This window comes from Xanthomonas sp. 3793 (assembly GCF_024806835.1).
Lineage (GTDB): Bacteria > Pseudomonadota > Gammaproteobacteria > Xanthomonadales > Xanthomonadaceae > Xanthomonas > Xanthomonas arboricola_F.
This window is the reverse complement of sequence record NZ_JANTYU010000002.1, coordinates 426,312-441,096: the sequence shown is the minus strand read 5'-3', so window position 1 is coordinate 441,096 and position 14,785 is coordinate 426,312. Positions and strand designations below refer to the sequence as shown.

Genomic DNA, 14,785 nt, shown 5'->3' with positions numbered 1-14,785 from the left:
ATTCGTCAGCCGGTGGAGTGATGTCGTCCTGGCGGTGACGTTGTTCGATCACCTGTCGATACGAAGGCGCGTTACCACGCTGGCGACGCCCACTTGGCGGTGGGCGTCGTAGTCGCTCTCACACCTTGGCCACAAGCTTGACCACGCTGGAAAAATCCAGCGCACCGTTGCCGGCCTGGCTGTTCATGGCGTACAGGTTGCGTGCCAGCTCGCCGAGCGGAATCGACACGCCGGCCTGCACTGCGGATTCGGCCACCAGGCCCAGGTCCTTGAGCATCAGGTCATTGCCGAAACCACCGCTGTAGCCGCGCGAAGCCGGCGCGTTGGGCAGCACGCCCGGCCAGGGATTGCAGACCTCGGTGGCCCAGCTGCGGCCGGTGCTGACCGCCATCATCTGCGACAGCACCGCCGGGTCCAGGCCCTGCGCCACGCCAAGCGCCAGCGCTTCGCCGGTGGCAGCCATGATCACGCCCAGCGCCATGTTGTTGCACAGCTTGGCGACCTGACCGGCACCGTTGTCGCCGACATGGAAAATGTTCTTGCCCATGGACTCCAGTACCGGGCGGGCGCGTTCCAGCGCGTCGGCGGCACCGCCGACGATGAAGGTCAGCGTGCCGGCGGCGGCGCCTGCGGTGCCACCGGACACCGGCGCGTCCAGCATCGCCAGCCCGCGCGCGCGCGCGGCATCGGCCACCTTGCGTGCGGAGACCGGCGCGATGGTGCTGCAGTCGATCACCAGCGCGCCGTCGGGAATCTGCGTCAGGATACCGCGATCGCCCAGATACAAGCCTTCGACATGCCGGCTGGCCGGCAGCATCGAGATGACGATCTCGGCATCGGCCAGGGTGTCGGGCGCCGAGCCTGCTGCGTGCGCGCCGGCGGCCGATGCCGCATCCAGTGCGCCCTGCACCAGATCGAAGACGCGTAGCTGGTGGCCGGCCTTGATCAGGTTGGCGGCCATCGGGCCACCCATGTTGCCCAGGCCGATAAAAGCGATCTTGCTCATCGTGTCGATCTCCACAGTGGAGCAAATAGCGAACGTGTCGGGCGCACGCGCAGCGCTTGATCGCAAGCGGCTTCATGCACGCAACGTGCGCGGCGGTTACGTGGGCGCGTCGAACCTGCGACGCACGCGGTCGTCATGTCTGATACACACCAAGATCTGCCAACGGATGCTGCGCAGCCGGCCACGGCGCATTGAAGAAAGCCGCCGCCCATTGCGTATCCGCTTCGCTCAGCGATGCCGGCTGCCACTGCGGCTGGCGATCCTTGTCGATCAGCAGCGCACGGATGCCTTCGGCAAAATCGCCGTGGGCGGCGGCATGCAGCGCCACTACGTACTCGGTGCGGAAGGTATCGGCCAGTGTGGCGGTGCCGGGATGACGTTGCAGCTCCCATGCCAGCCGTGCCGAACCGGGTGAGCCAGCGGCCAGGCTCGCACGTGCAGCCTGCAGCCAACTGTCCTCGCTTTGCAGGGCCTGGATCGCATCGACCACCTGCTCCAGCGTGTCGGCGGCCACCAGTTGCGCGATCAATGCCGCATGCAGTTGCAGCGGGCCCGGTTCCAGCGGCTGCGCGATGCCCTGTAAAAACGTGCCCAACTGCTCGCGGTCGATGCCGGCGTCGCCGGTCCAAGCGTGCGCGCTCAACGCGTCCAGCACGGCGCTGTATTGGGCATGTTCCAGACGCACGTCGGCCAGGCCGGCGTAGATGGCATCGCTGGCATTGAGCGGCGCGCCGGTCAAGGCGAGAAACAGGCCAGCGCCGTGCGGCACGCGTCGCAACAGCCAGCTGCCGCCCACGTCGGGAAACAGGCCGACGCTGATCTCGGGCATGGCCAGGCGAGAACGCTCGGTGACCACGCGATGGCTGGCGCCGGACATCAGGCCGATTCCACCGCCCATGACGATCCCATGCCCCCAGCACAGCAGCGGCTTGGCATAGGTATGGATGCGGTGATCCAGCCGATATTCCTCTTCGAAGAATGCGGCGGCATGCGGATTGTCCTGCGGCCGTGCGCAGCGCTGGGCCGCATCGGGCACCGCATCGCGATGCGCGCGCATGCTCTGGTACAGCCCGTGCAGATCGCCGCCAGCGCACAACGCCTTGTCGCCGGCGCCACGCAGCACCACGCAGGCGATCTGCGCATCGTCGGCCCACACCTGCAGCTGCGCATCCAGCAGCCGGGTCATCTGCAGCGAAAGGCCATTGAGCGTCTTGGGCGCATTCAAGGTTGCGATCCCGATGCGATGCCCGTCGGCACAATCGCGCTGCTCGAACAGCACCGGCGCCTCGTCGGTTGCGCTTGCCTCCGCCATCAGCGCTTGCTCCACTGCGGTGCGCGCTTTTCCAAGAATGCGGCAACACCTTCGGCCTGGTCGGCCTGTTCGAACAGGTCAACGAAGGCTTCGCGCTCGGCCACCAATGCCGCAGCGTGCGTGCCATGCCGGGTGGATTGCACCAGACGCTTGCAGGCCGCCACGCTCACCGGGCTCTGCTTGCCGGCACGCTGCGCCCAGGCTACCGCCAGCGCGCGCGACTCACCCTTGCCCACCACCTCCTCCACCAGGCCGATACGGTGGGCGGTGGCGGCATCGATGCGCTCGCCCAGCAGGATCATGCGCTTGGCCCAGCCTTCGCCGACCAGGCGCGGCAGGTTCTGCGTGCCGCCCGCGCATGGCAACAACCCGACGCTGGCTTCCGGCAGCGCCAGGTGCGCCTGCTGTTCGGCGATGCGCAGGTCGCAGGCCAGCGCGCATTCCAGACCGCCGCCCATGGCATAGCCGTTGATGGCGGCGATCGACACGCCACGGAAGGCGCTCAACGCCTCGAACGCTTCGCCAAAGCGACGCGCGGCCTCCCGCGCGGCGGCCTTGTCGCCGTCGGCAAACTGCTTGAGGTCGGCGCCGGCGCTGAAGAACTTTTCGCCCTCGCCCGTGATGACCAGCGCGTACACGCTGCGGTCGGCATCGAGCGTATGCACCAGATCGCGCAAGGCGGCCAGGCTCTGCACGGTCCAGGTGTTGGCCGGCGGGTTGCTCAGCGTGACGATGGCCACATGCCCATCGCGCTCGACCTGCAGGCCGGCATGCACGCGTCCTTCCCAAGTGCTCATCGCAGTTCCTCCTCGCCGTTGAGCAGATGGCGCGCCACGATCATGCGCATCACCTCATTGGTGCCTTCCAGGATGCGGTGCACGCGGCTGTCGCGCAGCAGGCGTTCGATCGGGTATTCGCGGATGTAGCCGTAGCCGCCGTGGATCTGCAGCGCCTCGTCGCAGATGGCAAAACCGGCATCGGTAGCGAAGCGCTTGGCCATCGCGCACCACACGGTGGCATCGTGGCTGCCTGCATCGAGCTTGCGTGCAGCGGTGTGCACCATCTGCCGCGCGGCCACCAGCTGCGTGGCCATGTCGGCGAGCTTGAATTGCAGCGCCTGGAAATCGGCCAATTTTTTGCCGAACTGGCGGCGCTCGCCCATGTAGCGGCGCGCGGCATCCAGCGCGCCCTGCGCCGCGCCCAGCGAACAGGCAGCGATATTGATGCGGCCGCCGTCCAGCGCCTTCATCGCCATCTTGAAGCCCTCGCCCTCCTTGCCCAGAAGATTGCCGGCCGGGATGCGCACATCGGTAAAGGTCACTCCGCGCGTGGGCTGACTGTTCCAGCCCATCTTTTCTTCCTTGCGGCCGTAGCTGATGCCCGGCGCATCGGCCGGCACCACGAAGGCGCTGATGCCGCGTGCGCCATCGTCGCCGGTACGTGCCATCACCACCAGCACATCGGTGGCGCCGGCACCGGAAATGAAGGCCTTGCTGCCGTTGAGCACATAGGCATCGCCGTCGCGCTGGGCGCGGGTTTTCAACGATGCCGCATCCGAGCCGGCACCCGGCTCGGTGAGGCAATACGAGCCCAGCTTGGCGCCGCTGGTCATCGCTTCGCCCCATTGCGTACGCACGCCGTCGTTGCCGTAGCTGGCGATCAACCAGGTGGCCATGTTGTGGATGCTGATGAAGGCCGAGGTGGACGGATCGACCGTGGCGAGTTCTTCGAACACCACTGCCGCATCCAGCCGGCGCATGCCCAGGCCGCCTACGCCTTCGTCGGTGTACAGGCCGCAGAAACCCAGTTCGGCGGCCTTGGCGATCGCCTCGCGCGGGAAGTGGCTTTCCGCATCCCATTGCGCGGCATACGGGGCGAGCTCCTTGTCGGCGAAGTCGCGCGCGGCGGCGCGGAACGCTTCCTGCTCGTCGTTCAGATCGGCCGCGTTGGCGTGTAGCTGGATGGCTGCATTCATGGCGTTGAGATCACTTGAGAGAGATGGTGGTGTTGACGCCATGGCCCAGCGTTTCGTCGTCGAACCAGCGCGCAGTGACGGTCTTGGTCTGGGTGTAGAACATCACCACCTGCTTGCCGTACGGTCCCAGGTCGCCGAGCTTGGAGGCGCGCGAGCCGGTGAACGAAAACAGCGGCACCGGCACCGGGATCGGCACGTTGATGCCGACCTGGCCCACGTCGATGTCTTCCTGGAAGCGCCGCGCGGCAGCACCGGACTGGGTGAACAATGCAGTGCCGTTGCCGTTGGGATTGGCGTTGACCAGCGCGATCGCATCGTCAAGCGTGTCTGCGCCCAGGATCACCAGCACCGGGCCGAAGATTTCTTCGTCGTAGATGCGCATGCCCGGGGTGACGCCGGAAAAGATCGTCGGGCCGACGAAGTTGCCCTGCTCCAATCCCGGCACGGTCGGGCTGCGACCGTCCAGTTCCAGCGTGGCGCCCTGCTCCACGCCGGAAGCGATCAGGCCCTCCACGCGCTCACGCGCCGCGCAGGAAATCAGCGGGCCCACATCGGTTCCATGCGCGTTGCCCGCACCCAGCGACAAGGTCCTGGCCTTGGCGACCAGGGCGGGAATCCACTGCTGCGCTTGGCCCACCAGCACCAGCGTGGAGGCGGCCATGCAGCGCTGGCCGGCAGCACCGAATGCGGCGCCGACCATCGCATTGAGGGTCTGTTCCTGATTGGCGTCCGGCAGCACCACGGCGTGATTCTTGGCGCCCATCATGCATTGCACGCGCTTGCCGGCCAGCGATGCGCGGCGGTAGACGTGCGTGCCCACCTTGGTCGAGCCGACGAACGACAGCGCCTTGATATCCGGGTGATCGCACAGCGCGTTGACCACGTCTTCGCCGCCGTGCACCACGTTGAGCACGCCCTTGGGAATGCCGGCCTCCAAGGCAAGCTCGACCAGGCGCATGGTGACCATCGGGTCCTGCTCGGACGGCTTGAGCACGAAGGTGTTGCCAGTCGCAATCGCCATCGGAAACATCCACAGCGGGATCATCGCCGGGAAATTGAACGGCGTGATGCCCGCGCACACGCCCAGCGGCTGCAGCAGGCTGTAGGTATCCACGCCGGTGGCGACGTTGTTGGCCAGCTCACCCAGCTGCAGGTTGCCGATCGCCGCGGCGTGCTCCACCACTTCCAGGCCGCGGAACACATCGCCTTCGGCGTCGGCCAGGGTCTTGCCCTGCTCGGCGCTGAGCAGCGCGGCCAGCTCGGGCATGTGCTCGCGGATCAGCTGCTGGTACTTGAGGAAGATGCGTGCGCGGGCGCCGATCGGCGTCTTGCGCCAACCGACGAAGGCGCGGCCGGCGGCGGCCACCGCAGCATCGACTTCGGCCGTGGTGGCGAACGGCACCTGCGCCAGTACCGACTGGTCGGCCGGGTTGACCACGTCCTGCCACTGATCGCTGGTCGAGACCAGCATTTGTCCATCGATCAGCAGGGACACGCGGGGGACGGATTCGCTCATCACAGGGCTCGCTTGTAGAAGGACATCGGGCCGACGGGCCCCGTTCTTCGCATTGTTCGCAGCCCGCACCGGCTTTCCCAGCCTTCACTTGCTTAATCGCGCTAAGCTTGCGGCACAATTTTGCGAATCTTGCGAATGCCGCAGCCACCCCCTGCCCTCCGCCATCAGCTCGGACTGCGCCTGCAACGGCTGCGCCAGCGCCACGGCCTGACCCAGGCAGAGCTGGCGCGCCGGCTAGGCCTGTCTCCCAGCTATCTCAACCAGATCGAGCGCAACCAGCGCCCGCTGACGCTGGCGATCCAGCAGCGTCTCAAGGCCACCCTGGGCGATCTGGAAGGCCTGCTGGATCTGGACGACCCGGCCGCCCTGGCCGACCCGCTGGACGAGTCGCTGCGCAGCCTGGGCCACACGCTGTCGCCGGCCGAGTTGCGCGCGCTCACCGGCAACCTGCCGCAGGTGGCGCAGGCGCTGCTGGATCTGCACCGCGCCCATCAGCACCTGCTGGAGCGCACTGCCGCACTGGAAATGCAGATCGGCGTCGAGCATGCGGCGATGCCGTCGCTGTCGCCCGGCGAGCAGGTGCGCGATTACTTCAACCGCGCGCACAACTATCTTCCCGAACTGGATGAGCGCGCCGAGGCGTTGTACGCCGAACTCGGCCTGACTCCGGAAAACCTGCCGCTGCGGCTGCGTCAGCGGCTTGCCGACCGCCACGGCCTGCTGGTGCAGGAGGCGCCCGATCTGCACAGCGACAAACGCAGCGTGGATGCGCAGGCGCGCGTGCTGTGGCTACCCGCCCATCTGCGGCCCGGCCAGCAGGCGTTCCAGATGGCCGCGCACCTGGCCTTGCTGGAATGTGCACCGTTGCTGGAAGCGCGCATCGCCGATGCCGGATTCATGGATGCCGAGCGCATCGCGCTGTCGCGGATCGGGCTGTCGAATTATTTCGCCGGCGCGCTGGTGATGCCCTACAGCGATTTCCTGCGCAGTGCGCAGCGTTCGCGCTACGACATCGAATGGCTGGCGGACCGCTTCGGGGTGGGTTTCGAGGCGGTCTGCCACCGCCTCAGCACCCTGCAACGGCGCGGCGCGGCCGGGCTGCCGATCTTCTTCATGCGGGTGGACCGCGCCGGCAACGTCTCCAAGCGCCATTCAGCCACCGACTTCCACTTCTCGCATGTCGGCGGCGCCTGCCCGCTATGGATCGTGTACGAGGCCTTCAACCAGCCAGACCGCATCCTGACCCAGATCGCGCGCATGCCCGACGGGCGACGCTATTTCTGGCTGGCGCGTCAGGTCAGCAGCGGTGCGCCCGGCTACGGCCGTCCGCGCAAGACCTTCGCACTGGCGATGGGCTGCGACCTGCGCCATGCCGACCAGCTGGTCTATGCGCGCGGTTGGGACCTGGGCGCGGTGGACGACGCGGTACCGATCGGGCCGGGCTGCCTGACCTGCGAGCGCAGCGACTGCGTGCAGCGCGCATTCCCCGCCCTGCCCCGGTTGCCGGTCAGTCCGCGCTAGCGAGACCACCCCGCGCCACTGCCACCTGGGCAACATTTGATCGCCCCGCACGCACCCACGCCAGACTGTGACGAAGCAGACGCTAGCGCTGCAGTGCAGCATTCCAAGCCGAGATAGCTCCCGCAAAATGCTTCATTGGAATGGAATGGCTCGCGCTTCTACCCTGAAGCGGACACATGCAGGACAGGGGGACGCCAGCGCGATCGTCGATCGTCGATCGTGGCAGCGCCACAGCAACGCACTCGCCGTAACCGCGTCACCGCACTACGCCATACCCGCTCGATCGCGCCAGACCCAGGTCGGCGCCGGCGGGCAGCACCAGCCGCCATCACTTATTCGGTCACTTAATCCTGGGAGGGATCAACCGATGCCTGTTCACCATACCGGTCACCCGGCCAGCCGGCGCCTGCGCCGCACGCCGGTCCGCGACGTCCTCTGCACCACCATCGCCTTCGTGCTCGCCACCGCGTTCAGTGCGCAAGCGCAGGACACCGCGCCCGCCGCGCCGCCAGCCAACGACACCAGCGCCAGCAATGCGCAGGCACCGGTGACGCTGGACAACATCACCGTGATCGGCCAGCGCGCCAGCCTGAATCAGGCCGTGCAGGCCAAGCAGATGTCCGATCACGTCATGGAAGTGATCTCCGCAGACAACATGGGCCAGATGCCCAACGTCACCGTAGCCGAAGCGCTGGTGCGCCTGCCCGGCGTCAACGGCACCCGCGACCGCGGCAACGAGAGCCTGGCCACCGTGCGCGGCCTGGGCCCGCGCATGACCATGGGTACCGTCAACGGGCGCGAAATCGCCTCCTCCGAGCCCAATCGTGCGGTGCGCTGGGAAGTGTTCCCCACCGAGATCGTCTCCACCGTCAAGGTCTACAAGACCCAGTCGGCCGACCTGGTCGCCGGCGGTCTGGCCGCTACCGTGGACATCTCCACCATCAGCCCACTGGACTACACCGGCCCGGGCTTCGTCGGCACCGCCGGCCCGGTGTTCTACGACCACGCCAAGGACGTGGACGGCTACACCCCGTGGGGCAGCCGCTTCGGCGCCAGCTGGGTGCACAAGTTCAACGACAATCTGGCCGTGGCCTTCGGCGCGACCTATCAGAAGCAGAAGAACGCCAGCTCCTCGATCGGCAGCTGGGGCTATACCGATGCCACCACCTCGCGCGACGTCGATGGCGATGGCACTCCGGATCCCACCCCGTGGGGCGCGGCCGATCAGCTCAAGCTGATCGACCAGACCCGTACCGGCGCGATGGGCACCGTGCAATGGCGCTCGGGCAATTTCGAGTTGAAGTTCGACGGGTTGTATTCGCGCATCGAAATCGACGAAGACCAGCTGCAGAACTGGTTCAACGGCCTGGCCTTCAGTACCTTTTCCGGCGCGACCAACCCGTACACCACGCCGGGCTCGTCCTACACCATCGTCGACGGCGACGTGGTGGCCGGCACCCTGGCCAATTCCAACCTGCAGGTCGACCATGTGGTCAGCCACTACAACGAGGTCAAGACGCTCACCGCCGGCGGCCTGAATGCCAAGTGGAACGGCGATGTGTGGACCTTGGGCAGCGATCTGTCGTTCTCGCAGGCCAAACGCGACAACACCTGGCAGGCGGTGCGCTTCGGCAGCAATCCGGACACGGTGTCGTTCGATTTCCGCCGCAGCGTGACACCCACGATCAGCACCAGCTCCGATACGCCCGAATACGGCATTGCCGGGCAGACCGAACCGCAGGCGCTGCGCGACAAGATCGCCGCGCTGGCGCTCAATGCCAGCCGCTCGGTCGATGCAGGCCCGTTCACCTCGCTGGAATTCGGTGCACGCGCGGCGCGGCGCGAAAAGCAGAACCGGCATTTCATCAGCAACCAGTCCGGCTACGACCAACCGATCTCGGCGTACCAGGACCTGATCTACCCGGTCACCATGCCCGACTTGAACGTCCCCACGCTGACCGGCGGCAATCTGGGCGAGATCGCGCGGATCGGATTCGGCGGCTTCGACCCGACCACGCTCAATGAGCAGATGCTCGACCACTGGAACGTCAAGGAAGACGTGCGCGAAGCCTTCGCCAAGGCGGTCTTCAGCTCGCAGCTGTTCGGCACCGATGTCACCGGCAACGTCGGCGTGCGCCTGGTCAACACCAAGACCAGCAGCAACGGCTTCGATTCGGTCGGCGGCACGGTGCAGGCCAGCAGCGACAGCAAGGAGTACACCGACGTACTGCCCAGCGCGACGCTCAACTTCCTGATCGACGATCAACGCATCCTGCGCTTTGCGGTGGCCAAGGTCATCGCACGCCCGCCGCTGGACGAACTGCGCACCGGCCGTCGCCTGGACGACCCCACCGTCACCGTCGGCCAGCTCACCGGCAGCGGCGGCAATCCGCAGCTGGACCCATTCGAGGCCACCCAGGTCGACGTCTCCTACGAGTGGTACTTCCACAAGGAAGCGCTGGCTGCACTGGCCGTGTATCGCAAGGAAGTCGATTCCAGCATCGGCTACCGGACCGACCGCGAAGTGATCAACGGCCTGGACTACCTGGTCAGCGCACCGTTCAATGGCGGTGGCGGCTACATCAATGGCGTGGAACTCACGTTCCAGACGCCGTTCTTCTTCATCCCGCACATGGAAAACTTCGGCGTCTATTCCAACTATTCGCTGGTGGATTCCAATCTCAAGGAATTCTCGCCGGAAGACAACCCGCTGCCGCTGAGCGGCCTGGCCCGCAAGACCGGCACCTTCGACCTGTGGTACAGCAACGGCACCTTCGAAGCACGCGTGGGCTACAAGTACCACAGCCCCTACACCGTGGTGTACGGCTGGAATGCAGCGCGGCTGGCACGCCTGCAGAGCGAAGGCACCGTGGACCTGAGCTTGAACTGGCAGTACAGCAAACAGCTGGGCTTCCGCTTCCAGGCCGGCAATCTCACCAACGAGCCGCTGCGCGCCTATACCGACAACAAGCCCAACCGCCTGGCCAATCAGGACGATGGCGGCTACCAGCTGTTCGGCCGTCGTTACCAGCTGGAAGCGACGTACCGCTTCTAGGCATGGCGGCGAACCATGACGCGCAGTCGCCGGCAACGCATCGACGGCACACAGGAACCGGCAGCTACGCGTCATGCGTGCCGGTTCCGTGCAGGCCGCCATGCCCCTGGCGCCTGCACCGTCATGCTTTATTGCAGCCCTACATATGCATCCGGCGCACGCTGCGCCGGGCAGCAGGCCAGTGAAGTCGATCCGCGGGAACAAACTGCAACCCTGGTTGCGATTCCGCACAGCGCCTGCGTCGCACGACGGCCACATGCAGCATGCTGTTGGCCGCTTCATGATTGATCTGTCGAGGAATAGCATGCGCTCTACACGCCGCTTCTGGACGCCGACGCTGCTGGCGCTGGCATTGTCCGTTTCCGCACACGCCGCCCAGCCTCCCGCCACGCTGTATCTCGGTGCGGACCTGTCCTACGTCAACGAAATGGAGGAATGCGGCGTGCAGTACCGCGAAAACGGCGCGGTCACCGATCCATTCGAACTGTTCCACGCGCATGGCGCCAACCTGGTACGGGTGCGGTTGTGGAACGATGCACGCTGGACCAAGTACAGCGACCTGACCGATGTCAAAAAGACCATCGCACGCGCGCGTGCGCAGGGCATGCAGGTACTGCTGGACCTGCACTATTCCGACGATTGGGCCGATGGCGAAAAGCAGCTGATCCCCAAGGCCTGGGCCAGCATCACCGATACCGACGAGCTTGCGCGCACGCTCTACGGTTTCACCTACGACACCCTCAGCGCGCTCGACCGCGCCGGGCTGATGCCCGAACTGGTGCAGGTGGGCAACGAGAGCAATTCCGACCTGATGGACAGCCAGCCCTGGGACAAGAAACGCCCCATCGACTGGCAACGCAACGCCAAACTGTTCAACGCAGGCATCAAGGCGGTGCGCGACATGAGCGCGCGCTCGACGATCAAACCGCGGGTGATGTTGCATATCGCCCAACCGGAAAATGTGGAGCCGTGGTTCGCCGCCGCCACCAAGGCCGGCGTTACCGACTTCGACCTGATCGGCATCAGCTACTACCGCAAGTGGTCCACCCAATCGATGGCGCAACTGGGCAAGACCATCAAGCGCCTGCGCAGCCGCTTTGATGCCGACGTGGTGGTGGTGGAAACCGCCTACCCGTGGACGCTGGAGTCCGGCGACACCTCGCACAACCTGCTTGGCGAAGACTCGCTGATTGCCGGCTACCCGGCCACGCCGCAAGGGCAGTCCAGGTACATGATCGATCTCACCCAGCTGGTGATCGACACCGGCGGTGCCGGTGTCGTGTACTGGGAACCGGCATGGACCAGCAGCAGCTGCAAGACGCGCTGGGGCACCGGCTCGTCATGGGAGAACGCCAGCTTCTTCGATTTCAAGCATGGCAATGAAGTGCTGCCGGCGATCGACTTCATGCACCACCCATACACCGGCGCGCCACCTTCGTATGTGCCCACAGTGCACACGCCTGCATCGGCACAACCGGCAGGCGCCGGCACGAGGACACGGCCATGACCGGCATCAATCGCCGCGCGTTGCTGCGCGGCATGCTTGCGAGCGGCGTGAGCGCGGCACTACCGGTTGGCACCGCTGCCGCCCTGGTGCCCGGCGTTGCCGCATCGGCAACGGCCAAAAACACCGTGCCGGTTGGCCCACTGGGTGACCCAACGCTGGCACCACGCGAGCGGCTGCTATTGGATTTCGGGTGGCGCTTTCATCTGGGCCATGCCGGCGATGCGTCGCGCGATTTCGACTTCGGCACGTTTCAACGCACCTTTGCCAAGGCCGGCAAGGACACCGCCACCTGCGCGCAACTGGCCTTCGACGACAGCAGCTGGCAGCAGGTGGATCTGCCCCACGACTGGGCCGTGACACTGCCGTTCCGCCCGGAGCCGATCTCCGCCTCGATGACCGAGGAAGACCCGGCGGCCGCACACGGCTACAAGGCGCTGGGGACCAGCTTTCCGGAAAACAGCGTGGGCTGGTATCGGCGCACGCTGCAGATTCCGGCAAGCGATCTGGGCAAGCGCATCTGCCTGGTGTTCGACGGTGTGTTCCGCGATTGCGTGGTGTTCTGCAACGGCCACATCGTCGGGCGCAATGCCAGCGGCTATTGCGGCTTCGAGGTCGACCTGAGCGAAGTGCTGGACTACGGCAAACCCAACCTGATTGCCGTGCGTGTGGATGCCACGCTGGGCGAAGGCTGGTTCTACGAAGGCGCCGGCATCTATCGCCATCTGTGGCTGCAAAAGACCGATCCGCTGCACATGCCGCAGCACGGCGTGTTCGTGCGCAGCACCGTGCACGGCGACAGCGCCACCGCGCAGGTGTCTGCCGAAGTCCGCAATGACGGTACTGCCCCGCGCCAGTGCAGCGTGCAGGCCAGCATCACTGCACCCGATGGTCGCGTGGTTGCAAAGGCGGTCAGCGCGGTGGTGACGGTGGCGCCGGGCCAGGTGCAGTTGCTTGAGCAGACCCTCCCGCTGGGACAGGCGGCCCTGTGGTCGATCGACGCCCCGCAGCTCTACACGCTCACCACCAGCGTGCACAGCGATGGCAAGGCAACCGATGCGGTGGCCACGCCGTTTGGCGTGCGCAGCATCGCCTTCGATGCGCAGCGCGGTTTCCTGTTGAACGGCACCCCGCTCAAGCTGCACGGCACCAACAACCACCAGGACCATGCCGGCGTCGGCACCGCCATCCCGGACGCCCTGCACGAATGGCGCCTGCGCCAGCTCAAATCGATGGGCTGCAACGCCTATCGCAGCTCGCACAATCCGGCCACCCCCGAATTGCTCGCACTGTGCGACCGACTGGGCATGTTCGTGATCGAAGAAACCCGACGCATGTCCACCGACCCCGAAGCGATGGGCGAACTGGAAACCATGGTCCGGCGTGGGCGCAATCATCCCAGCGTGATCCTGTGGTCGCTCGGCAACGAAGAACCGCAGCAGGTGACCGAGCGCGGCGCGCGCATCGTCGCGCGCATGCAGCAGCGCGTGCGCCAGCTCGACCCCACCCGCCCCACCACCTTTGCCATGGACAAGGGCTTTGGCGACGGCGTGGGCCAGGTGGTGGATGTGGTCGGCTTCAATTACCGCACCAGCCAGATGGACGGCTTCCACGCGCAATACCCCGACATCCCCATCTACGGCAGCGAAACCGGCAGCACCGTGTCGGTGCGAGGCAATTACCAGCGCGACGACGCACGCGGCTATACCCGCGCCTACGACCTGGAGCACCCATGGTGGGCCAGTACCGCCGAAGCCTGGTGGAGCTATGTCGCGCAACGCCCGTACATCGCCGGCGGCTTCATCTGGACCGGCTTCGACTATCGCGGCGAACCCACACCCTACAACCGCTGGCCGAATGTCGCTTCGCAGTTCGGCGTGCTCGACAGCTGCGGCTTTCCCAAGGACAACTACTGGTACTACCGCGCGCAATGGACCAGCGAACCGGTGCTGCATCTGTTTCCGCACTGGAACTGGGACGGCCTGCTGCAGCCCGACGACAAGGGACGCGTCGCCGTCTGGTGCCACAGCAATCTCGAAGCGGTAGAACTGCTGGTCAACGGCGTCAGCCAGGGCCTGCAACACGTGCCGGCCTACGGGCATGTGGAATGGCGCGTCGCGTATGCGCCAGGCGTGATCGAAGCGCGCGGCTATCGCGGCAGCAAGCTGGTGCTCACCGAACGCCGCGAGACCGTCGGCAAGCCGGCTGCGATCCGCTTGAGTTGCGATCGCAAGGCGCTGCGCGCCGACGCAGAAGATGTTGCAGTGATCAAGGTAGAGATTGTCGATGCACAAGGCCGCCTCGTTCCCACTGCCGACACGCAAGTGCAGTTCGCCGTGCACGGCGCAGGCAAGCTGATCGGCGTCGGCAACGGCGACCCCAGCAGCCACGAGGACGACAAGGCAGCGCAGCGTAAAGCGTTCAACGGCCTATGTGCGGCGCTACTCCAAACAACGCGAAAGGCTGGCGACATTCTGTTGCAGGCCAGTGCGCCAGGTCTGACATCGGCCACCTTGCGTCTGCAGGCTGCCAAGTCGGCCTTGCGGCCGTCGGTGGACTGAACCTAGACCACCAGGTGCAGTTCGCCCATGCCCAGTCCCGTGCTTCTGATCGGCGCGGGCAGTGGAGTCCTCGGTCGCCACGGTGATCGACAGGGCGCGCCGTACAGGCCCGACATCCCTGAAGCGGCGCCTGACTTCGCCGCGTGAATTTTTGTGGCTTGAGCCACCTGCGATCTTCTACGGGGACTTCACCGATCATCGCTCAATGCTGGCAGCACTTCCTACCCAACGGCCAGTCGGGAAGCAATAACGCTGACGGACGCGCTTGCCGAGAGACAGTCTCAGTGGCAAAGCAGTACTGGGACGTTCTTGCACATCTATTCGCTCCGACAAGC

The 14,785-nt window shown here is 65.9% G+C and carries 9 protein-coding genes; 4 read left to right on the top strand and 5 right to left on the bottom strand.

The window, feature by feature from the left end:
* Positions 1–118 precede the first annotated feature (118 nt).
* The 5 genes from mmsB to FHY18_RS08135 form a co-directional block, all read right to left on the bottom strand.
* Complete coding sequence (mmsB, locus tag FHY18_RS08155) at positions 119–1,021, bottom strand: 3-hydroxyisobutyrate dehydrogenase (protein ID WP_259153348.1); 903 nt, start codon at positions 1,019–1,021, stop codon at positions 119–121.
* A gap of 118 nt (positions 1,022–1,139) precedes the next feature.
* Entirely contained in the window at positions 1,140–2,318 is a 1,179-nt protein-coding gene (locus tag FHY18_RS08150; RefSeq protein ID WP_259153346.1) for an enoyl-CoA hydratase/isomerase family protein, read from the bottom strand.
* Positions 2,318–3,115: an enoyl-CoA hydratase gene (locus FHY18_RS08145; RefSeq protein ID WP_259153344.1), complete on the bottom strand. Its 798-nt coding sequence runs from the start codon at positions 3,113–3,115 to the stop codon at positions 2,318–2,320. Before FHY18_RS08145 ends, FHY18_RS08150 begins: the two co-directional genes overlap by 1 nt.
* On the bottom strand, positions 3,112–4,293 hold the full coding sequence (locus FHY18_RS08140) for an acyl-CoA dehydrogenase family protein (protein ID WP_259153342.1): 1,182 nt from the start codon (positions 4,291–4,293) through the stop codon (positions 3,112–3,114). Before FHY18_RS08140 ends, FHY18_RS08145 begins: the two co-directional genes overlap by 4 nt.
* Before the next feature lie 10 nt (positions 4,294–4,303).
* Entirely contained in the window at positions 4,304–5,809 is a 1,506-nt protein-coding gene (locus FHY18_RS08135; RefSeq protein ID WP_259153341.1) for a CoA-acylating methylmalonate-semialdehyde dehydrogenase, read from the bottom strand.
* A 135-nt stretch (positions 5,810–5,944) separates the two neighbouring features.
* On the opposite strand from FHY18_RS08135, the gene FHY18_RS08130 reads away from it, so the two are divergent.
* The 4 genes from FHY18_RS08130 (at position 5,945) to galA (ending at position 14,450) form a co-directional block, all read left to right on the top strand.
* On the top strand, positions 5,945–7,330 hold the full coding sequence (locus tag FHY18_RS08130) for a short-chain fatty acyl-CoA regulator family protein (RefSeq protein ID WP_259153340.1): 1,386 nt from the start codon (positions 5,945–5,947) through the stop codon (positions 7,328–7,330).
* A gap of 367 nt (positions 7,331–7,697) precedes the next feature.
* Entirely contained in the window at positions 7,698–10,385 is a 2,688-nt protein-coding gene (locus FHY18_RS08125) for a TonB-dependent receptor (protein ID WP_259153339.1), read from the top strand.
* Positions 10,386–10,689: 304 nt separating this feature from the next.
* A complete protein-coding gene (locus FHY18_RS08120) occupies positions 10,690–11,892 on the top strand; it encodes an arabinogalactan endo-1,4-beta-galactosidase (protein ID WP_259153338.1) in 1,203 nt (400 codons plus the stop codon).
* The gene (galA, locus tag FHY18_RS08115; RefSeq protein ID WP_259153337.1) at positions 11,889–14,450 is read left to right on the top strand and encodes a beta-galactosidase GalA; all 2,562 of its coding nucleotides are present in this window, start codon (positions 11,889–11,891) and stop codon (positions 14,448–14,450) included. Before FHY18_RS08120 ends, galA begins: the two co-directional genes overlap by 4 nt.
* Positions 14,451–14,785 lie beyond the last annotated feature (335 nt).